22 protein-coding genes are annotated in these 20,977 nt (G+C 39.4%); 13 read left to right on the plus strand and 9 right to left on the minus strand.

Annotated features, from left to right (window positions below):
* Positions 1 to 857: mobilization protein (locus E5342_RS16705; protein ID WP_135959853.1), on the plus strand; the 857-nt coding region annotated here is incomplete at its 5' end.
* Between the two features lie 30 nt (positions 858 to 887).
* Here E5342_RS16705 and E5342_RS16710 read toward each other — a convergent pair.
* Positions 888 to 1,745, minus strand: coding sequence for a reverse transcriptase family protein (locus E5342_RS16710; RefSeq protein ID WP_005652570.1), 858 nt, complete (start codon positions 1,743 to 1,745; stop codon positions 888 to 890).
* Between the two features lie 24 nt (positions 1,746 to 1,769).
* Positions 1,770 to 1,985, minus strand: a complete 216-nt coding sequence (locus E5342_RS16715; RefSeq protein WP_005795746.1) for a hypothetical protein — start codon at positions 1,983 to 1,985, stop codon at positions 1,770 to 1,772.
* 465 nt (positions 1,986 to 2,450) lie between these two features.
* Here E5342_RS16715 and E5342_RS16720 point away from each other — a divergent pair, with 465 nt between their 5' ends.
* From E5342_RS16720 to E5342_RS16745, 6 genes are all read left to right on the plus strand, one after another.
* Positions 2,451 to 2,816, plus strand: coding sequence for a helix-turn-helix domain-containing protein (locus E5342_RS16720; RefSeq protein ID WP_135959854.1), 366 nt, complete (start codon positions 2,451 to 2,453; stop codon positions 2,814 to 2,816).
* A gap of 14 nt (positions 2,817 to 2,830) precedes the next feature.
* Positions 2,831 to 4,207: a DUF3987 domain-containing protein gene (locus E5342_RS16725; protein WP_135959855.1), complete on the plus strand. Its 1,377-nt coding sequence runs from the start codon at positions 2,831 to 2,833 to the stop codon at positions 4,205 to 4,207.
* Positions 4,208 to 4,285: 78 nt separating this feature from the next.
* On the plus strand, positions 4,286 to 5,365 hold the full coding sequence (locus tag E5342_RS16730) for a DUF6371 domain-containing protein (RefSeq protein ID WP_135959856.1): 1,080 nt from the start codon (positions 4,286 to 4,288) through the stop codon (positions 5,363 to 5,365).
* Positions 5,366 to 5,502: 137 nt separating this feature from the next.
* Positions 5,503 to 5,811, plus strand: a complete 309-nt coding sequence (locus tag E5342_RS16735; protein WP_005795754.1) for a MobC family plasmid mobilization relaxosome protein — start codon at positions 5,503 to 5,505, stop codon at positions 5,809 to 5,811.
* Positions 5,801 to 6,742, plus strand: a complete 942-nt coding sequence (locus E5342_RS16740) for a relaxase/mobilization nuclease domain-containing protein (protein ID WP_135959857.1) — start codon at positions 5,801 to 5,803, stop codon at positions 6,740 to 6,742. Before E5342_RS16735 ends, E5342_RS16740 begins: the two co-directional genes overlap by 11 nt.
* Positions 6,743 to 6,777: 35 nt before the next feature.
* Entirely contained in the window at positions 6,778 to 7,176 is a 399-nt protein-coding gene (locus E5342_RS16745; protein WP_135959858.1) for a hypothetical protein, read from the plus strand.
* On the opposite strand, the gene E5342_RS16750 is transcribed toward E5342_RS16745, so the two are convergent.
* On the minus strand, positions 7,150 to 8,019 hold the full coding sequence (locus tag E5342_RS16750; RefSeq protein ID WP_135959859.1) for a DUF2971 domain-containing protein: 870 nt from the start codon (positions 8,017 to 8,019) through the stop codon (positions 7,150 to 7,152). The two genes, E5342_RS16745 and E5342_RS16750, sit on opposite strands and share 27 nt — an antisense overlap.
* A 2-nt stretch (positions 8,020 to 8,021) precedes the next feature.
* On the minus strand, positions 8,022 to 8,720 hold the full coding sequence (locus tag E5342_RS16755; RefSeq protein ID WP_135959860.1) for a restriction endonuclease subunit S: 699 nt from the start codon (positions 8,718 to 8,720) through the stop codon (positions 8,022 to 8,024).
* 62 nt (positions 8,721 to 8,782) lie between these two features.
* Between E5342_RS16755 and xerA the strand changes: the two genes are divergently transcribed.
* Positions 8,783 to 9,775 carry a site-specific tyrosine recombinase/integron integrase gene (xerA, locus tag E5342_RS16760; protein WP_032539554.1) on the plus strand — a complete coding sequence of 331 codons (993 nt, stop codon included), beginning with the start codon at positions 8,783 to 8,785 and terminating at the stop codon, positions 9,773 to 9,775.
* Between the two features lie 58 nt (positions 9,776 to 9,833).
* Positions 9,834 to 10,376 carry a hypothetical protein gene (locus E5342_RS16765; protein WP_246867148.1) on the plus strand — a complete coding sequence of 181 codons (543 nt, stop codon included), beginning with the start codon at positions 9,834 to 9,836 and terminating at the stop codon, positions 10,374 to 10,376.
* On the opposite strand, the gene E5342_RS16770 is transcribed toward E5342_RS16765, so the two are convergent.
* The 5 genes from E5342_RS16770 to E5342_RS16790 all read right to left on the minus strand — a co-directional run bounded on the left by E5342_RS16770 (position 10,300) and on the right by E5342_RS16790 (position 17,775).
* Positions 10,300 to 11,535, minus strand: coding sequence for a restriction endonuclease subunit S (locus E5342_RS16770; RefSeq protein WP_210434977.1), 1,236 nt, complete (start codon positions 11,533 to 11,535; stop codon positions 10,300 to 10,302). The two genes, E5342_RS16765 and E5342_RS16770, sit on opposite strands and share 77 nt — an antisense overlap.
* 44 nt (positions 11,536 to 11,579) lie before the next feature.
* Positions 11,580 to 12,581, minus strand: a complete 1,002-nt coding sequence (locus E5342_RS16775; RefSeq protein ID WP_135959861.1) for a virulence RhuM family protein — start codon at positions 12,579 to 12,581, stop codon at positions 11,580 to 11,582.
* A 94-nt stretch (positions 12,582 to 12,675) separates the two neighbouring features.
* Positions 12,676 to 14,334, minus strand: coding sequence for an HsdM family class I SAM-dependent methyltransferase (locus tag E5342_RS16780; RefSeq protein WP_135959862.1), 1,659 nt, complete (start codon positions 14,332 to 14,334; stop codon positions 12,676 to 12,678).
* 5 nt (positions 14,335 to 14,339) lie between these two features.
* On the minus strand, positions 14,340 to 17,570 hold the full coding sequence (locus tag E5342_RS16785) for a type I restriction endonuclease subunit R (RefSeq protein ID WP_135959863.1): 3,231 nt from the start codon (positions 17,568 to 17,570) through the stop codon (positions 14,340 to 14,342).
* A 1-nt stretch (position 17,571) separates the two neighbouring features.
* Positions 17,572 to 17,775, minus strand: a complete 204-nt coding sequence (locus tag E5342_RS16790) for a helix-turn-helix domain-containing protein (protein WP_004316526.1) — start codon at positions 17,773 to 17,775, stop codon at positions 17,572 to 17,574.
* Between the two features lie 91 nt (positions 17,776 to 17,866).
* On the opposite strand from E5342_RS16790, the gene E5342_RS16795 reads away from it, so the two are divergent.
* From E5342_RS16795 to E5342_RS16815, 4 genes are all read left to right on the plus strand, one after another.
* The gene (locus E5342_RS16795) at positions 17,867 to 18,676 is read left to right on the plus strand and encodes an SMODS domain-containing nucleotidyltransferase (RefSeq protein ID WP_117971727.1); all 810 of its coding nucleotides are present in this window, start codon (positions 17,867 to 17,869) and stop codon (positions 18,674 to 18,676) included.
* A gap of 5 nt (positions 18,677 to 18,681) precedes the next feature.
* Complete coding sequence (locus E5342_RS16800) at positions 18,682 to 19,242, plus strand: SLATT domain-containing protein (RefSeq protein WP_135959864.1); 561 nt, start codon at positions 18,682 to 18,684, stop codon at positions 19,240 to 19,242.
* Positions 19,243 to 19,276: 34 nt separating this feature from the next.
* A complete protein-coding gene (locus E5342_RS16805) occupies positions 19,277 to 20,083 on the plus strand; it encodes a metallophosphoesterase (RefSeq protein ID WP_135959866.1) in 807 nt (268 codons plus the stop codon).
* 540 nt (positions 20,084 to 20,623) lie between these two features.
* On the plus strand, positions 20,624 to 20,938 hold the full coding sequence (locus E5342_RS16815; RefSeq protein ID WP_246867149.1) for a hypothetical protein: 315 nt from the start codon (positions 20,624 to 20,626) through the stop codon (positions 20,936 to 20,938).
* The last annotated feature ends 39 nt before the right edge of the window (positions 20,939 to 20,977 follow it).

Below are 20,977 nucleotides of genomic sequence, written 5' to 3' on the forward strand. Positions count from 1 at the left end.
TAACATTGCATCTGATTGTTTTTGGTACAATCGCAATCATTGGTGTTTTAGCCCGTCAGACCGTACTTCACTATGGTTGGGACGAGTTCAGCAGCTACCTTATTCTTGTAGTATGCTCTATTGTCATTGGAGCAATCTATCTCAATCTGCAAATAGCATTCAGACAACTCCTTTCCCCAACAATAGAAAGATGCTTTATGAGATTTGAGAGCTATCGCAACAAAACGGTGGTAGCTGAAATTCCAATAGAACATCATGAAGTTATTGAAAGTGCAGCAGATATAGAATCTATCGTTTCAGAATCTGAAATCGAAAATGAAACTCCATCTGACACCACAGAAGAAGTTTCTACTCTCTCGCTTTCAGAATCCAATGAAGACAGTACAGAGCTTCCAAAGAATGAAGCCACATCTTCTATTATCAATAATACTCCCATAGAAGAATCCAGCCAGCCAACAGAATATGAGATATACCACGCTACCGCTATGGCTGAAAAAGAACGAGCATCGCAAAAAAAATTAGATAAAGTTCTCACATATATAAAACAAACTTTGGTTCTCTATCTTAACGAAACTGACCTTAATCGCTTATGTGGATATGTTACAGAATACTACCTATCAGATTCTTTGCCTAAAGTCGAACCTATAAAGGTAGATTCTCAATTAAAGACCATCGACATTATGCACTTTGGATGGAATATCGGTAAGGCATTCGGCAAACCACGTTTACAGACTGCCACATTTATAAAAAGGGTATTTGCCCATACCCTCAGTGATTCGGAAATATCTACCATTGAACGTAAAATGTCGCACACGGAATCCGTATGCAAGATTAAATTGGATAGGAGAATAGCATAAAATCACCACATATAATGACAACATAAATAGTCAAAGCGAACTTGATTTTTCAATTATTGACAAATACGCTTTTATTCCTTGTAGCTTATTCTTTATAGATTCGTGCGTTGAGAGTTGCTTGGATAGTATTGCTATCTTTTTTTTATAACCCAAAGGAGCAAGAAGTCGGTTGTTTTGGCATATTACACCTGTTATAATAGGATTTTTAGTTTGATAATGTGTCTTTTTGTGACTGATTCTGAATCCAGACTTTTTAATGATTGCAAGGAACTGAGGTACTAGATTTTTAAAATCAACTTTAGATGATAAAGTTATATCGTCAACAAACATTGAAAATTTAATATGATGCTCCTTTGCTAACTGGTCAATTTCCATGCCTATGGGTTTAAATACCAAATTAGCAATTAAAGTTGAGGTTGGAATACCTTGCGGAACTTGATATTTATGAGTAGTTAGTTTAGTTAATATTCTTGCTATAGCAGGCGTACAGCCCTCTCGAAGAAACATTTGAAAAACTTGCTTATGAGAAATTGATGAAAAAAATGACTTCAAGTCTGTCGTAAATATATATTTATTTCCTTGATGAAGACGAGCATTACGCACATTATTTTTCCTCAGAACACCACCATAAACATATTGAGGAATTTCAACTTGCTTTGACATAAAATCATAAAGACGCGTTTGAACCTCTTTTAGTTTTCCTTTAGACGAGTTTATTTGTCTAGTGGCAATTTCTCCACTACTATTCTTCTTTGGTTTGTCAGTAAACTTATTAAATTTTACTCTTTCAAAAGAATAATAATAATCTTCTATATGTGTCAACAAGTAATCCAACTGTTCCTTATTAACACCCAGTATATATAGTAAATATTTTTCGCTTGTTATCATCAAAAAAAGAAATTAGAGAGTTGATTATAACAATTCAAAAAAAGATTTGCACCATTCTATCAAAGGCTTCATTGCATTTGATAATTGAATCAATGCCTTTATAAATTCAGCAATGGCTTTAATCCATTTTGCCAAATTTTTTATCTTCTTCTCCTGTGTTACAATCATTGGAGAACAATGGAGGGAATTTTTGTTAGCCTTCTTCCCTCTCTTTGAAGGCTTCTTCTTTTTTTTAGTCATAAGCATTTAATTTTAGTTCGGGCAATATTGCCACGTGCCTAAAATCAATATGACCTAACTAAAATATGCTTAGACATTGTCTTCCATTGTACTCTCTATTTTCACGTGCCTAAAAAATGGACACAAAATAATGAAGTAGATACGAATCTTACATATATCGACAATCGGAAATAATGAACGAACTATATGAGATGTTCTTATCTCCATTCTGCCATACTTCAAAACTATATCCGCCCCATTTTACCAATGACTTGGTGCGATTGCTCGCTTTAGGTTTTAGCATAATTTAGTCTCCAAAGCCTTCTCAGTCTATCAAAGAACTAATACTATGCAAAGATATACAAATCTTCGCAATTGTTCTACCAACTACATCAAAAAGTTATTCCTCAGTTATATTTTGGTGAATGATTCCACCATTGAAACACCTGTTTCCTTTGCCGTCGAACAATTAAAAACGATTGGCGTATGCAAAAAGAAACAGTAACATTTGATAAGCTGCCCGAAGCGGTAGGTTATCTGACCGAACAGGTCATCGAGTTGAAAAAGATGGTAGCGGAACTCCAGCCACAGCCATCTGACAAACATGTGTTGGTAGAAATAGAGGATGCTTGCCGTATCATCCGAAAAGCAAAGCCTACCATCTATACATTGGTACGCAAGGGACTACTTCCTGCCTATAAGAAAGGTAAGAAACTCTATTTCTATGAGGACGAACTTCTTGCTTGGATTGAGAACGGGCGTAGAAAGAGTGCAGAACAGACTTACGAGGAGATGCTGGCAAATATGCAAGGCGGTGTCCGTCATAAGCCCAAATCATCTGTGAAACTTTAATAGGTGTGGCTATTATGGATACATATTCTATTAATCCAGCATCCATCATTGATGAAGCGGTTGATTTAAGTATGCGATTGGCTGGCACTGATTTTCCTGTCAGCATATTCCCGAATAAAATCCAACGCATCATCAGCGAGGTTCACGAATGCCATAACTACCCTACCGACTACATTGCCGCAACAATTCTTACAGCGATTGCAGTCGGCATTGGTAATACCCACCTTGCCCAAATCAAGCAAGGCTGGGTAGAAAGTCCTATCCTGTATATGGCATTAATAGGAAGACCGGGGGCAAACAAAAGTCATCCGCTTAGCTTTGCCATGAAACCGTTTCTTGATTATGACTATCAGCAGAATCAGGTCTTTGAAAAAGCACTTGCAAAGTATGATGAACTGATGAGTATGAGCCGCAAAGAACGCACAGATAGCGGTGAGGAACAGTTTCCACAGGAACCAATTCGTAAACGCTTCTTGATTTCAGATGTAACACCTGAAGGATTGAGCCTTATTCATGCGCAGAACAAACGTGGTTTATGCTTGTGGGCTGATGAATTGTCCGCTTGGTTCAAGAATTTCAACCGTTACAACAATGGTTCGGAAGAACAATTTTGGTTGTCGGTATTCAGTGCCAAGACCACTATATCCGACCGCAAGAATGCCAAGAGTGCCATTTTCATCAAGCGACCGTATATCTCGGTTATCGGCACTATCCAAAAGAAGATTCTCAGTGAACTGGCTAAGGGCGAACGCTCCAGTAACGGATTCATTGATCGCATTCTGTTTGTAATGCCCAACCTGCAACAGAAAGCACGTTGGAATGACAAGGAGCTGCCGGAGAACATTGAACAAGAATGGAATGCCATTATTGATAAGCTGATACAACAAGAGTATGTCCTCAATGAATTTGGAGAGATAGAACCACAAATTCTTCTCTTCACGGAGGATGCCAAGAAACGGCTTTATGAATGGCAGCACCATTTTTCTGAGTTGTGCGACCGAGAGACAAACGACACAATCGTGAGTATCTATTGCAAGCTGGAGATATACATCATCCGTTTCTGCCTGATTATCCAATTAGCACGATGGACTTGCGGAGAGTGTGATAAAGCCTATATCGACCTGTTGACGGTGGAACGAGCCATTAAACTGACAGAGTATTTCAAGGAATCCGCATTGAGCGTTCAAAATATCCTCAATGAAAATGCACTCAACAGCCAACAACAGGCGATAGTCAATCTACTGCCTCCAGCCTTTACAACTGCCCAAGCTATACAGATAGCCGAGCAGAACGGGATGAAGGAGCGCACATTTCAACGCTTTCTCAATGACAACATCGGGACATTGTTCCGCAAAGAGAAACATGGAGAATATTCAAAGATTAACCCGTGACATTTTTGTCGGTTTTGACACTTTCCAAACGAAAACGACAATAACGACAAAAGTGACACACCTAAAAAGAAACATACAATGAGTACACATAGATTCATATTAGAACCCTACAAAGGTGTCAGCACTCGGCACACTTGCCCGAACTGCCATCGCCAAAGATGCTTTTCAAAGTACATTGATACGGAGAAGCAAATCAAGTTCCCTGAGTACGTAGGACGTTGTGACCATGAGCAGAAATGCGGTTATCACTTCACGCCTCGTGATTACTTTGAGCAGAATCCATCTGAGAAAGAAAAGTTTGCTGAGAATAGCTTCGGAAGTTATACACCTATTAAAGAAGTAAAACCGATAGCCATCTCCTACATGGATTTGGATATAGTCAACCAATCATTGCGTGGCTATTCTGCGAACAAGTTATTTCAGTTTCTATCGGCTCAATTCGGAGAGGCGAAAACATTGGATCTTATGAAGAGATACAAGGTTGGTACATCCAAGTATTGGGATGGTGCAACCGTATTCTGGCAAACGGACAATCAGAGTAAAGTCAGAACTGGTAAGATAATGCTTTACAATTCCGAAACAGGTAAGCGGATAACAGAACCATACAATCATGTTACGTGGGTGCACTCCGTATTACACAAAGATGATTACAATTTGAAGCAGTGCTTCTTCGGTGAGCATCTGCTTTCCGAAGACAAAAGCCGTCCAGTTGCGCTGGTCGAAAGCGAGAAAACGGCAATTATTGCATCTTACTATCTGCCGCAATTCCTATGGATAGCATCAGGTGGAAAGAACGGTTGCTTCAATGTCAACAGCCTATCCGTTTTAGCAGGAAGAAGCGTTGTATTATTCCCTGATTTAGGTGCAACCGACTATTGGCAGAGCAAAATCAGCCTGATGAAAAGCTGCGGAATTGAAGTACAAATGTTCGATTATCTGGAAGCCAACGCTACCGAAGACGAACGCAAAGAGGGCTACGACATAGCTGATTATCTACTCAAAGTGAAGCCTGACGAAGCCATTCTTCAACAAATGATAAGGATGAATCCTGCCTTGAAAACACTGATAAAAACATTCGATTTGAAACTCATTAGCATACAACATGGCACTCCACAACCGAAGGTTTCACCACCTAAGAAAAGAGGATTCAGACTTTGAACTCAGAGAGAGAAATTGAGACTTTTTTACTGTAGCAAGTTAATGTCGGTGTATTACATTTCCCGACCACTTGCTCCTCAAAAAGTCTGAGGATACGGCTCCCGATGGTCACAAATTATTCACTAAAACAAATTCAAATGGAAAAGAAATATACAATAACAATCCGTCTGTCATATCAGCAACACGCATGGCTTGGTGCGCTTTGCAGACGGAGCAAGCAGACTCAAAGTGAAGTCATCCGTTCGCTCATCGAGAACGGTTCGGTACGTGAAAGAATCACGCAAGAGCATATTCACATCATCCGGCAACTGATTGGTGAAAGTACCAATCTTAACCAGTTGGCAAGACAAGCGAACACCTACGGTTTCTTTGCCGTTGCGGATAGATGCGAGGAAATGGCTCAGCATATTAATCAACTTATAAAACAACTGAAAAATGATAGGTAAACAGACTAAAGGAACATCGTTCGGTGGTTGTGTCCGCTATGTCCTCAAAGAGGAAAAATCCAAGCTATTAGAAGCGGCCGGAGTAGAAGGTACACCCGAACAAATAGCAGAGCAATTTGAGTTACAGGCATTACTCAATGACAAGGTAAAGAATATTGTCGGACACACTTCGCTCAACTTTTCACCAGAAGACAGTGCAAGGCTAAAGTCTGATGATGTTCTGATGCTAAACATAGCGCACGACTATATGAAGCTGATGGGTATTGAAAATACGCAATACATCATTGCCCGACATATCGACCGTGAGCATCCGCATTGCCATATCGTTTTCAACCGAGTGGACAATGATGGCAAGACGATTAGCGACAAGAATGATTTTCGCAGGAATGAGAAAGTTTGCAAAATGTTGACCGCCAAATATCGCTTGCACTTTGCCAATGGTAAAGACCATATCAAAGAGGAACGTTTGCGTCCCTACGACAAGGCAAAGCACGAGATATACAAGGCGTTGAAAGAAGAACTGCCCAAAGCTCATAGTTGGGATGATTTGAAAGATGCGCTTGCCGACCGGGACATTGATATGAAATTCAAAGTCAGTCGAACTACACGGGAAATACAGGGTGTAAAATTTGAGTACAACGGCTTTTCTTTCTCCGGATCTAAGATTAGCCGAGAGTTCAGCTACTTGAATATCGACAACCGACTGGAAGAGAATGCTTGTGCATCCTTGTTTGAATCACCCAAACAAGAACCCAAACAGCAGAAAGAAGAAGTACAGCAAAGCGTTTCCTATTCCGATGATGGCTTCGGCATCAGTCTCGGTTTGCTAAACGGTAGCTCATCCTACGATGCCACTGCCGCAGAAGAAGCAGAGTTCAATCGCCTAATGAAAAAGAAAAAGGCTAAGCGTAAGCGAGGCTTTCATTTATAATTCTCTATTTATTAATTTTTAAAACCCAATTATTTATGGTACAAAAAGATTTAATTCTTGATTTCAATCTCTACTTGTGTGAGAAATTTGGCTACAGAGAAAGCTGTAGCGTGATGTCCCATGCCAACGGCTTTTGTGTGGACATTCGTGAACGTGATTTAGACTGCTATATCCGCTTCTGGGAGTATAGCTGTGGAAGAGGCAACTTTCCCGACTGGTCTATCATCATTGTGCGCAGTAATTTCAAAAAGAACCAAGAAGAAAGCCTGAAAGACTTGGCTCGGTTCTTCAAGGAGTACATGCCACGCTACGGTTACAAATACCTATGTACCGAAGATGATGACCACAAGTATTATCAGATACTTGGTTTGAAGTGCATAATGGATGGTTTTTGTCCCAATTATGCACTAGCACTGAAGGATTTGAATGTCTGAGACATGGTTTAGAGTTAAGGAGGGGACTTTTCCTCTCCTTTTCTTATATACCGATAAATCAGAATTTAGAGGCTTGATAAATTCTGGTTGTATCCTAAAGGCATCGGCATATACACGCATTTGGTAAAGATTGATGTGTGGGTTCAGTTTCTTACGAACAAACTGAATTATTTTTTCTTTCTCTTGCTCATCTATGTTGACACCAAAATAGATAGACTCAAAGCATTCGCCTTTCAGTGGCATATAGTGGCGTATCTCACGCCAATCCCATATTTCCTTTGTCAGCTTTGCCTGTTGAGGAGTAAATGCTGCATATATTGGACTTGGTTTTGGTATGACTAATCTAACCTCCTGCTCATATTCCCATTCCTTTGCTTTTGTCTGCCATTGATAACTGAATAAATCTTTTGTGGTATGATATGCGTTAGGACGCTCTATTATATCCTGATATTGAACATCAAGAACAAGCGGTTCAAGATATATTGTACCAAACATTGGTGGAACAGATTCCAACACTTTGTCTATGTCAAGTCCAATACAAATACCTTTATGGTTATAACAATAATGGCTCCACATGAGTAATGAATCATTGATTTTTGATAAACTACATAGCCATGTATCATTACGCAAATTGAGTGCATCGTTTTCTTCTTTCTCTATCCACCATTCCTTAGGTATCCATCCTTGAAGTTTAGTATTAGGTACATTTGAGTAGTCAATTAGTTTTGGATGACAATCGAAAGGATCGTTCAGTTGAGACGCATTAGTGAATTGGAGATTCTGGTTACCAATCATGCACTTTGCGCCAACTATATCTAAATATTTGTAGAGTATGCGAGGCATTTTTATTCTATTGTTATTTGTCCATTCATTAAAAGTGGTAAAAGTTCGTCACGCTGCTTGATAAAATTTGATATTTCCTCTTGCAACTTCACTATCTGCTTAAAGATTGGTGATATAAGTTCCTCAAATTTATCTGCAATATCTTTATTATCGGGTATGGCGATTGTGCTTTGTTGTAAATGGTCTTGCGTAATATGTCCCATCGTTGTTTTCCTTGCTTCTGCCATTTTCTTGAATACATCGACATAATCCAAAAGTTGAAAATAGTAGAATGATTTCGGGAAATCATTTGCAGATGTAACCTTAAAGATGTGCTGATTAAGTCCTCCAAGCCCATAAGCCCAGAGCATAACTTCCAGTGATGCCGACCATGAAAATAGCACGTCACCATTATACACCTTTACTGATTCTGGTATATTTGACGTTACCTCTTCAGTGTCAACAGAAATACCATCGTGCATTTCTCGTATCTTGATGACAGGTAATGGCACTTCATCATCCTTTGGTCTGAATTTCTGACAAGCCAAACCATTTGTAAAAACAGCAATTTCAAAGAGGTTCCCACAATGCCAGCCAACAGGAATGTTGCGTTTTAGCTTCTCATTCCACACCATTTCGCCACCGCTCGACTTATACGGTTTACCCTCTTCATTAGGAAAGTTAAACTGCACGAACCAGTAATCGTAGAGCTGCTTTGCCATCGCCTCTAAATTCTGATTTAGCAGTCTCTTATATTATATATAAGGACGTAAATATCAGAATTATGAAAGAAAACATCATTCAGGCGATAGTTGCGAAGATGCAGCGTGACTTAGATTGCCGACAAATGGCGCAGCTTAAAGCTGTGCTTACATCAGAACTGCATAACGTTGAGATTATCGAAAAAGAGGAGTGTGTGTACCAGCAAACACAAGAAAACGAACAGTTTCTTAACTCTTTTATATCAGCAAAGAAAATAGAGGGGTGTTCGGATAAGACATTGGCGTACTACCGTAATACCATTGAACGGCTATTAGTTACACTTTCAATGGCTATCTGTCATATTACCACATCCGACATTCGTACTTATCTATCCGATTATCAAGAAGAACATCAATCCAGTAAAGTTACCATTGACAATATGCGACGCATCTTTTCCAGTTTCTTTGCATGGTTAGAAGATGAAGACTACATCGCCAAAAGTCCGGTCAGACGTATCCACAAGGTTAAAACTGATTCACTTGTAAAAGAGGTACTTTCTGACGAACAATTGGAGCAACTTCGAGATAGTTGCACTAACAAACGAGACCTTGCTATTATAGACTTTCTTTCATCTACAGGCATTCGTGTAGGTGAATTAGTAAAACTGAACCGTGAAGATATAGACTTTCACGAACGACAGTGTGTGGTATTCGGAAAGGGAAATAAGGAACGTGTTGTTTACTTCAATGCCCGAACCAAACTGCATTTGCAACAATACCTCAATGGGCGTACTGACGACAATCCTGCTTTATTCGTCTCACTCCATTCTCCTCACACACGCCTTACTATCAGTGGCGTAGAAGTAAAAATCCGGAAATTGGGACAAGCACTTTCTATACCTAAAGTTCATCCTCACAAGTTCCGTCGTACCCTTGCGACAATGGCTATCGACAAAGGTATGCCTATTGAACAGGTGCAACGCTTACTTGGACATGTACGTATTGACACAACACTGCATTATGCGATTGTGAACCAAAATAATGTAAAATTGGCTCATAAGAAATACTTGGGATAAGTAATTGCGCAAGATTCTGCCCGAAAATGCGTAACTTTGCATCCAAAACAGGATGTATATGACTAAGTTATCATCAATCGCAGATTATGTAACCGACAAAATCAGTAGTAACGATATTGCCTTACGCGAATATGTTACTACAGACTGCATATTACAAAACAAAAAAGGACGGGAAATTGCAACCAATCTTCCGCCACAGTCTTGTTGTCTCACTCGCTATCAACGTGGCGATGTATTAATAGCAAATATCAGACCATATCTCAAAAAGGTTTGGTTTGCAGATATAGATGGTGGAGCCTCTTCTGATGTGTTGGTTTTTAGAGCTAAAGAGGGACATTCACCAAGTTTTCTTTATGCCGTGCTACTTCAAGATTCTTTTTTTGACTATGTAATGCAAGGAGCCAAAGGAAGTAAAATGCCTCGTGGAGATAAAGAGCAAATTCTAAGATACGAAATGCCAACACTTTCTTGTTCGGAGGAAAGCATTGGCACATTTTTCTTGAATCTTGACCAAAAAATCAGACTCAATGAGCAGATAAATCAGAATTTACCGACACTTGACCGTTCATCAGAAGTGGGAGAAGTTCGTCTCGCTGCTTAGTCAAGGAATCTATTTGTTGGTAGTTATTTACAATCGTTTGGTAAATGCTTCCAATCTTTTCATCAAATAGTTTCAGAATATTTCTTGTTGGTATGGGCAATAAGATATTCTTGATTGTATCTTGAGAAATATTATCCCTTGCAGAACCCGTACTGAGTGTAATGAAATGGCTATACAATGATGATATATGGAAGTACACATAGTATAACATATTTTCTATTGTAGGGATAACGCCACAAACGGCTTGATTAGAACAAGCCTCGAATGTAAGCAAGCTAACTTTACCTGCTGTTGCGCCATACATTGCGACCAATATACTGTTGCTTGGATATAACTTTGCACTTGAGTTTTCTAATCCACATTTTGTAATATAATTGGTAGTCTTAGTGATTATAGGACTATTCAGTTCCCCACTGTTTATCCAAGCTATTTCTCCATTATCGTAGTATTCTATATTTGTTGATTTGGGTGTACCTCCTGAATATGTGGTAGCAATATCTTTTATTAAAGATATATCCCATCCTTCGGGAATTTCTCGCTTCAACTTCTCATTCCAAACCATCTTATCTCCACTAGATTTATACGGTTTCCCCTCCTCATTCGGGAAATCAAACTGCACAAACCAGTAATCATAGAGTTGCTTTGCCATCGCTTCTAAATTCTGATTTATCTGACGATTAAGTTTTATTTTAGCGTCAAGGGAAGATAGGAGTTTCCCTATCTCGTATTGTTGAGCCAATGGTGGCAGTTTGATTCCTATATTGAAAAAGTTTGTCGGATCAATTCTTTTGTGACTCCCAGAAGTATTTGCATTTTGTCCGCATAGATAGTCGGTAATAACAGGAGAAGCCAACAGATAAAAGCAATAGTCAAAATCAACCTTGTTTTCATCAATAATTAATGGCAAAAATTCAGTTGAAGCGATTTTATGGTCCTCATCAGAATCGATTCGCCAAATACGCTTAAAGCGCACATTTAGTTTGTTGAATAAGATGCAACGGTTAGGTACGGTAAACTTATTGCTTTGAATATCTTGCCCCAAAAGTTCCTCCCTCGTTTGGTTGTTATCAAACGAGGGAAGGCTGTAAAGATGATAAACCACATCGGGAATAGGTATTGTGGTTTCAGAATGGAATCGAACTATATCTTTAATCTTCATAATTTCTAATATTGAGTACAACCTTTCCACAACTTGTGGAAGAATTACTTATCCAACATTCCTTTAATCTGTTTATCGAAATCTGAATCAATCCGTTGAGTTATATTGAAAATATCGTATTCGCTTTCTGCCTTTGCCTTGGCTTGTGCCGCAGAAATGTGTCCTTTATCCGGCAATATCTGATATTTGCGGAAAGTCAGAAACTCATTGACACTGGTTGCAAACTGCTCCATGTTAAATGTGTTCTCACGCTCTATGAGGTCTTCAATATAATCGAAGTACCCCGTTACCGCACGTTCCAACCGACGGATTTCATTTTCCTGCAAATAGTTCTTGGCTATTGACACATCCGATTTCAAGATACGCCCATCGGGAGCATTCTTCCATGTGGTCAGTCCCATGTGTTCTTGGGTATGGTCAGCCTTAGTGTAGATGATTTCTGCTGCCGTTTGCCCTGTAATGGCATAATGAAAGCGGTTCTGTATCATGGCATAGAAATCGTGTGTGGTAGGCGAGTTCTTGTCATAGTCAATACTGCACTCTGCATATATATCGGTAATCTGTTGCCAAATACGCCGTTCACTGGCACGGATGGAACGTACCCTTTCCAACAATTCACGGAAATAGTCTTTTCCGAATACTGCCGTTCCCTGTTTTAAGCGTTCATCGTCAAGCACAAAGCCTTTCTTGATATACTCATTAAGAATCCTGGTAGCCCACTGACGGAACTTGGTAGCTTTTGGAGAAGATACACGATAGCCAACAGCAATAATCATATCAAGATTATAGAAATCGACCAAATCTTCCACCTCGCCTCTTATACCTCGGTTTACGACAGTTGCAATTTTTGCAACTGTCGTATCTTGCTGCAGTTCTTCATCCTTGAAGATATTGGCTATATGCCGACTAATACCCGATTTGTCAATACCGAAAAGCTCTGCCATAGCCTTTTGCGTACACCAAATGGTCTCGTCTTTTATAATGACCTGTACCTTCCCCTCTTCATCAGGGAGGTTATATAGTAAAAACTGAATTTCGTTACTCATTGTTAGTTCAATTTCTTATTTTTATAATTGGCAAACAATTGTGGCAATTTTCTAATTGTCCCACATTTCGTGGGACAAAACATAAATACCTCGTTTATTCGTTACCTACGTTTGCGTTGAAATGCAAAGCATCCAACTGTTTCATTATTTCTTCTTCCAAGCGATGACTCTCTTTGAATTGTTCGGTAAGCGTTTGCTTATAATTCGCCATACGTGCATTAAACTCCTCTTCGGTTATATCTACGTAGTCTATTTTGATGTCGAAATATTGTCCGGCAGAAAGAGAATATCCTTTTTCCTTTATCTCATCGTAAGAAACAGCCACAGAAAAATCCTCCACTGCCTCCTTGCGCTGGAATGTGCCGACAATCTTTTCTATCTCGTCATCGTTCAGACGCACCTTTTTCAATCCGTTAGCATCTTTATATTCCTCGCCCAATTTACTGGCATCAATCAAGATTACTTTGTCAGTGGTTGCAGACTTATCAAAGAACAGCACACTGACATTCGTACCTGTATTGGCAAACACGTTGCTTGGCATGGAAACACAGCCGAACACCACTTTGTCATCTACAATTTTATGAAGAATTTTGTTCTCAATACCACTTTTAGCCGTGATAAAACCTGTAGGAATGACAATTGCACCCTTGCCTGTCTTTTTCAGTGAATTGATAACGTGCTGAATGAAACAGGTATATATAGCCATTGACTCTTTCTTTTTGGCGGGTACATTTGGGACTCCAGCCCAAAAACGGACTGGCATGGCGGCTATCTTCTCGCGAGTGTCCGAGAAGTCCATCTTGAAAGGAGGATTGCTCACCACGAAATCAAACTGGCGCAACTGCTGCCCGTCATCGCTTTTATGATAAGGGCTTACAAGCGTGTCACCTTGAATAGCATTATCAAGCGAAGACACAAGTCCGTTAAGTAGCAGATTAAGTTTTAACATTTTGTTGCTTCGCTGGGAAATATCTTGCGAAAAGATGGTACAGCGTTCTTCTCCTATTTGATGACTAAGTGCCATCAGAAGCGTACCTGTTCCTGCCGAGGGGTCATAACATTCCATGCTATGCAAATCAGCATTATCCCCCACTAACAGACGAGCCATAATCGTTGCTATGGCATGAGGCGTGTAATACTCCGCATATTTTCCACCTCCAGCGGTATTATAGTCCTTAATCAAATACTCAAAGATGCTGGAGAAGAAATCGTAATTCTGTGCAAACGCTTCTTCAAAGGAGAAGTTCACAAGTTTATCCACCAGAGCACGGGCGAATGGCGCACGTTGTGCCGAATCGGTCACAAACGGCGTCAATGCCTCGAACAATGGAATCTTCGTGTTGGCTGTGGTCTGTGTGGAAAATATATCCGCATTTTGTTCCGCTATATCTGTCATAGTGGAATCGAAGATAGTATCAAAATCCCCTTTCCCCTGTTGATTCCAAAGATTGGCTATCAGATGATAAGGTTCAAGCATCGGAACATCTGGAGAGATGGCACTCTGAATAAGCATACGTTCATCATCAGAAAGATTCTCGTATGCTGTTTCCCATTTTACATCCCCGGTCAGTTTCTTGGCAATCTCACTTTTCGCATTTTTTAATTCATAACCGAATTTGTCATTCAGGAACTTATAGAGAAATACCTGAGTGATAATCTTATATTCGTTACCATCGTTTCCCATACCGTATGATTGGCAGGTGGCTTTAAGTCCGTCGATGAGCCTTAATGTTTTTTCTTTAATATCTGACATAATCTTTATGCAATGCCGTAAGTGGCGTTATATTGGTTGATATACTGTTGTGAAATACGTGTCTGAATAAATTTGTAATCCTCCATTTCGGGCTTTATTTGTGGGAAATGGAACAGACATCCATTGATAAGAGCCATCACCGTGCGTCCGAAATAAGCATCCTTTTTCAGAATGTCGTTACGATCATACACTTTGGCATCCACATCCTCTTTTATAATATTGAGAATGGCAGCAATCTCTTCGTCAAGGAAAGAGAACATAGGCTTCTGTCCCTTATCTTCCCTCTGCTTATTCACTTCACGAATACGCTTGTGTACACGAGCAAATTTTTCATCGCCCTTGTACTTTTTCAACAAGACATTATTGCGTTTTTGTAAGTCTTGCAGACGACCGATGATTTCATCCAAAGCCTGTGTTTCTTCGTTGAACTTGGCTATCGTGTCAATCACAAAACCGTGTTCCTTGAAGCATTCCATAAAGGCTTCACGCAACGAGATAAACTCCGGATCGTCTTGGTCGAAGTTTTGGGTAAATGAAGAAATGGTACGTTGCCATTTCTCTTTCAATTCCACACCACCGGATATAAGGCGCATTTCCTCTTGTCCTATTTTGGAGAAAGTGAACTCTATATCCATCATTGCCTCATTGATTAGAGTTTTCGTTTCCTCATTTGTATTGAAAGCCTCTTTCTGATTGATGATACTTATCCGTCTTTGCACCTCCGAGAGTAGTTGCGGCAACTTAGTGATTTCGAGTTTGGCAAATTGCTCTTTCATTTCATCATCACCAAATGTACGCACGATGTTCGCCATGTTCTTGGCTGATTCCAATGCCTGTTTGAGGTCGAGCAATACAGCTTTATCCTCTTCGGTTGAGATTTCAGAAGAAAATTCTTCCGCATTATCGTATGTGTAATTGAAAAGCGTTTGCCGAACTTTCTTCATCTGATTCAATATCTCTTCCTTGTCCTCAATGACTTGGGTAAAGGTATCGGTGACAGCGGATTCGCCAGTCTCATCCACGTCATTAAAGCGGTTTAATTCTTGTAAATATGCTTCGTTGGTTTCCTTAAAATTGCGCTTGATGTCGGCAAAGTCAATGACAAAACCGTAACGCATACCGGGATAAGGACGGTTTACACGTGTTATGGCTTGAAGCAGATTGTGGTCTTTCAGTTTGCGCCCGAAATACAGGCGTTTCAAGCGTGGCGCATCAAAACCAGTCAAAAGCATATTAAAGACAATGAGAATATCCACTGTCATATTTTTCTTGAAGTCTTTGACTATCTGCTTGCGAGTTTCCTTGTCATCCGTATCGTGAAGAATGATTCCGGCTTTCAGCGGTCTGTATTTTGATTTGTAATCCACTTCCGGTTCACCCACTACATACGAACCATCGGAAAGTTTTATCTTGATGGGCTTCGGCTGATACTTCTGCCATTCTTCTTGAAATACATCATAAAGCCGCCTTGCCTGTTCGCTGGTTTCACAAATGACCATACCGCCTAAAGTTTCATCTCCTTGTATCTTGCGAAACTCTTTTAAGTCCGTCATAATGTAACGGGCTAACTCGTTTACATAACTTGGATGCTCTATGATTTCCGACTTACGAATGTCTTTCTTTTGCACAAGGGTTTCCAGTTTATCGTACACATCAGACAAACGCTCTTTATAGGAAGTTTCTATATCTTCACGTATGATTTTCAGCGTGTAGCCATCCGCAATGGATTTATCGTAATAATAGGTATGCAAATAGTTTCCGAACACCTTGCAACTGGCACGTTCCTCTTTTAACAACGGGGTACCTGTAAGTGCGATTTTAACCGCATCGGCGTCGGCATCAAAGAGATTGGCAAGAAAGCAGCCACCGGGTTTATATCCTCGGTGTGCCTCGTCAAGAATGAAGATGCGTTGAAGATTGGTTGCATAATCACTGATGCGTACTTTTTCTTTATCCTCGGCAAAGCGTTGAATGTTCACAACCGTGATTTCTGCCTGTCCGCTTACACCTTGTTGTGCCTGATTACTGCGGAATTGCTCCATCAGTTCGGCTCTTGTATTGGCGGTAGATACAACCAATCCACGAGCTTCAAACTCTTGTGTGGCTTGTTCCAAAAGGTCAAGGCGGTCTACTATGAAATAGAATTTGGCAACCTTATTCTGTTTGGAATAGAAATCGTTGAGAATATAGGTCAGATAGTATGACAAGGCAGTTTTACCACTCCCTTGTGTATGCCAGACTACGCCAGATTTCACCCCCTCTACCAGTTTTTGGCGAATAGCTAACGATGCAAACAATTGTTGGTAACGCATGATATGCTTTTGGTCGGTAGATTCTATCTTTCCATCCACCTCACGCTCCATACGGACATAGGCAATACCATATCTAATGATATACAATAACCGTTCAGGTGAACACATGGATGTTAGGATTCTGTTTGTAGGGGTGTTGAAACCAAGATTTGTCTGGTACTCAGGACTTGTATGAATGACTTGGCAATTATAATCAGACAATATCTGTTTTTCCACCGTCTTGTCAATCTCCTTATACGGATAGTCACGATGGAACGGTGCTATTTTCTGACCGCTTAAATTTTCTTCACGGAAGCAATTGAATGGTGCGTATGAACGTGCCCCAGTACAATAGAAAGCCCCTTGTATGGGTACGATACCGCCCAACGCATCATATTCCATATTATTGCTGAATATCATCAACTGCGTAATGTTGATGAAGCGGCGAAACTTTTTATTCGGGAAGCGTTCTTTATTCATTCGTGCGCTCTCCGCCAACATACCACCATGATTGTTGGGTTTCTTCACTTCTACAAAACAAAGTGGCAATCCGTTTACGAACAAAGTAATGTCAGGACGAAATTCGTCCTGTCCGTTCTGACAGGTAAATTCGGCTGTGAAATGGAACGTATTATTCCCAATGTTATCAAAGTCTATCAGCTTTACGGGCGAAACAGCTTTGAGACGGTTATAAAAGCCTCGACCGAGGTCATCATCGTTCAGTTCCTTACGAATATCTTTCAAAATTTGAAGAAACTCTCCCTCATGTCCGGGATTCAGATTCTTAAACTGCCGTTCAAATACCTGCAAAAGAATATTCGTGTCACCGTCATAGACCGTGCCATTCTTATCTTCGCTCAACTTGCCGAAGTAAGTATATCCTATTCGGGTGAGGTGAACCATTGCAGGCATCTGCACCCGTGTAGCTTCCGAAAACTGTTTCATATCACCTATCCTTTTTGTCGGTTATCAAATCCTTCAAATCGACCTGCAATATCTCTGCTATCTGTTGCAAGGTCTCTAAATTTGGTTGAATCCTATTACAGGCATAAGCATTTACCATACTGAAACTCTTATCGAGTTTCTTTGCCAACCATGTCTGAGAGATACCTTTTTCAGATAATACAGCCTTTATTCTATTTAGTTTCATTCTTTGATACGATTTTATAGTGCAAATATAGCGAATTATATTCGATAAACCGGGATTATTTTTGTACTTTTGTGTACGAAATAAAATTAATATGGATACAGTTAGAAAAAGAGGCGAAATAATTAGCATTGAACAGCGTTCGTTAGTATCTCAGAGATATAGACGCATAACAAGAGCGGTTAATTCGGAATTTTGGGGTAGCTCCAGCGAAACTGCTCATAGTTTATATGTGGGCTCTTATGGTAGAGGTACTGCTATTGATACAAGTGACATTGATATACTTGTCGAACTGCCACGAGACGAATATAATAAATATGACGCACTAAGGGGAAATGGTCAGTCCAGATTACTACAAGCATTGAAGAATGCAATTTTACAAACCTATCCGAACAGTGATATTCATGGAGATGGGCAAGTCGTTGTGATAAACTTTTCCGATGGGATTAAATTTGAAGTTCTACCAGCTTTTCGTCAATTAGATTGGTGGGGTAATTGGAATGGGAAATACGACTATCCAGATTCAAATATGGGTGGCAACTGGTTGACAACTAATCCCAAAAGCGAGCAACAGGCAATGAAGGAAAAAAATGTTGCAAGCAATGGTTTGTTATTCGACACATGTAAGCACATGCGTGAAATTCGTGATAACTATTTTAGGAGTTACCATCTTCCGGGAATCGTGATTGACAGTTTTGTTTATCATAATATTGCTGATTGGCACTGGCTAAGAGAAGGAGAACAAAGTTCTAATCAACCAATAGGAACTTATGAAAAAAGGCTTTATGATTCATGCCCTGTTTGGAGCTTTAATCTGACAGCACCAGGAAGCAACATGCCAGTAGATACATATAAATACATTGATGTATTAATCAAAGTTTTAAAATACATGACAGAAGAATAAATCATATGGACGAACAAACAAAAATTCTTTACAGGGAGATTCTTGAACGTTTTAACAAAATAATTTGGACGCACAAAATTCATTTATGTCAAGCGAATATATACCTCTCAAAGAAGAAAAAACAAAATCAGATTCTTTTAGTATTTTCTGTTTTGATATCAGCTTCTGCAATTACCAATATATTCAAGTGGCTACCTGAAATTGTCATTGTCCCATTAATGGCTTTCTTAGCGTTGACATTAACATATTTCACCACCAAATACAAAGCTGAAAATCTAGAAAAGAAGGCAGCTGACAGCGAAAGATTTGCTGCTGTTATGCACGATTTGCGCAATAAGTATGCAGGATTCTTATCAGATATAAAGGCAGAGTTGTACACAAAAGAACAAATTTCTAAAAAGCGAACAGAATTAGAACATATAGAAAATATAGTTTATTCGGGGCTTATTCCACAAACATCAAAAGAAGCAGTAGATGTAGCATCTTTTGCATTAAAAAACAAACAAGAATCAACTACCACAAACGAAGAAATTCTCCAAATGATTTCTGATAACTTGCAAGTATAAGATTAATTACATGCGCTATTATCAGGAATATAAGATGAATCATAGCAACACATTCTCACTATCTTTTCCCGAAGCCAAGACAATTATTGTTTCCGGTGATATTCATGGAGATTTTAATCAATTGGTATTCAAACTCTGTATTCAATACAAGTTGACGGACACTCTATTGATTGTAGCTGGGGATTGTGGTTTTGGCTTTGAAAAGAAAGAATACTATGAGCAAATGGTTAGACGAAATACCAAGAGAATGAATCAAGCCAACAATTGGATTGTATTTGTACGTGGCAATCATGATAATCCAGCTTATTTCGAAGGAACAACATTCAGTTACAAACGTTTCATTACTGTTCCTGATTATACTATCCTTCAAGCCTGTAATCATTCCATCCTTTGTGTAGGCGGAGCCATTTCTATTGACCGAATTTATCGCATAAATGAATGGAACAAACGGAAATATCGAGTTCACTCCAATGAGTTGCAAGAAAATGATATTTCCCGCAATTTATATTGGAAGAATGAAGCTCCTATTTACGACGCTGATAAGATGAATACCATCTGTGCAAGCTTCTTGATTGATACAGTTGTCACACATACTGCGCCATCACATTGTGAGCTATTCTCAAAAAGCAACCTTAACCAATGGGCTGAGAACGATTCATCACTTCTTAAAGATGTACAATCTGAAAGAAAAACAATGGATATGATCCTGCATCATCTCAAAACTGATAATCATCCGGTGAACCATTGGTATTATGGTCATTTTCACCAAAGTTGGCATTCCGCTATTGACGGAATATTATATCAGATGCTCGACATTATGGAGTTCAGCCAAGTCTATTGATTTATACCATTTCAGGTATAATATTGATGTTCGATGCAGAATTATACCCGATAGGATATAACGGTTTCCTCCGAATAAAAGTGTACCATTTATGGCATATAAACACTTTTTCAAGCGAATAATTCAGTTTTGCTACACTTTTTCCAACGAATCGAGTACCCTAAATAATCGGAACGCAAAAATTCCACCACAAACCACAGAAATCCCAAGAGAATTACTACCTTTGTATTCAACAAGCGTTCTGTAACATCCATATGGGAATATCCTATCGTTCAACACGTTGTATCTGATAGCGGACATTCCACAAAAGGGCTAAAAAGAGGCGGTACAACACGTATATGCAAAGCAATGAAATACAGAGGTTTGCATTTGTCTCTACATTCTGTGTATTTGTCAAAACAGAGGTTGTACCGATTAAAATGAATGGTCACTGATAATCAGTGATGTAAATATGCTGCATCGATCTCTTTTAGTGGCAATGGCAGCAAGGTAATACGTGTTATTACAACCGACTCCAAATTACTCGCGCGATATACCAAAATGGTATTTGAAAAACTGCTCGGAAAACCGTATGGTAAGGAATTGGATTTGCTGGGTCTTGAAAAAGACTCTAACCCTAAAGAATCAACTTGTAAGGGTGGCATTATCGGTACGGAAGATGAAGACAACAGAGATAAGACTATTGTTTTCAAGAGTGATTGTACAGGATTAGTGACACCAAAAGATACCTATGCCAACATTAAAGATGATTACAAGAGGCGTACAGTTACCGCAGTTGAGGATTTCTTCAAGTTCGTACTTGTTGATATGAATTCTGCATTCAATTTTGATAAAAATTTTATTGCTGTCCGATAAACCTTTTTATTGCAAGATAAAATTAGGGTCGATTCCATT

Origin of the sequence: Parabacteroides distasonis, assembly GCF_004793765.1 — a bacterium.
GTDB classification, from domain to species: domain Bacteria; phylum Bacteroidota; class Bacteroidia; order Bacteroidales; family Tannerellaceae; genus Parabacteroides; species Parabacteroides distasonis_A.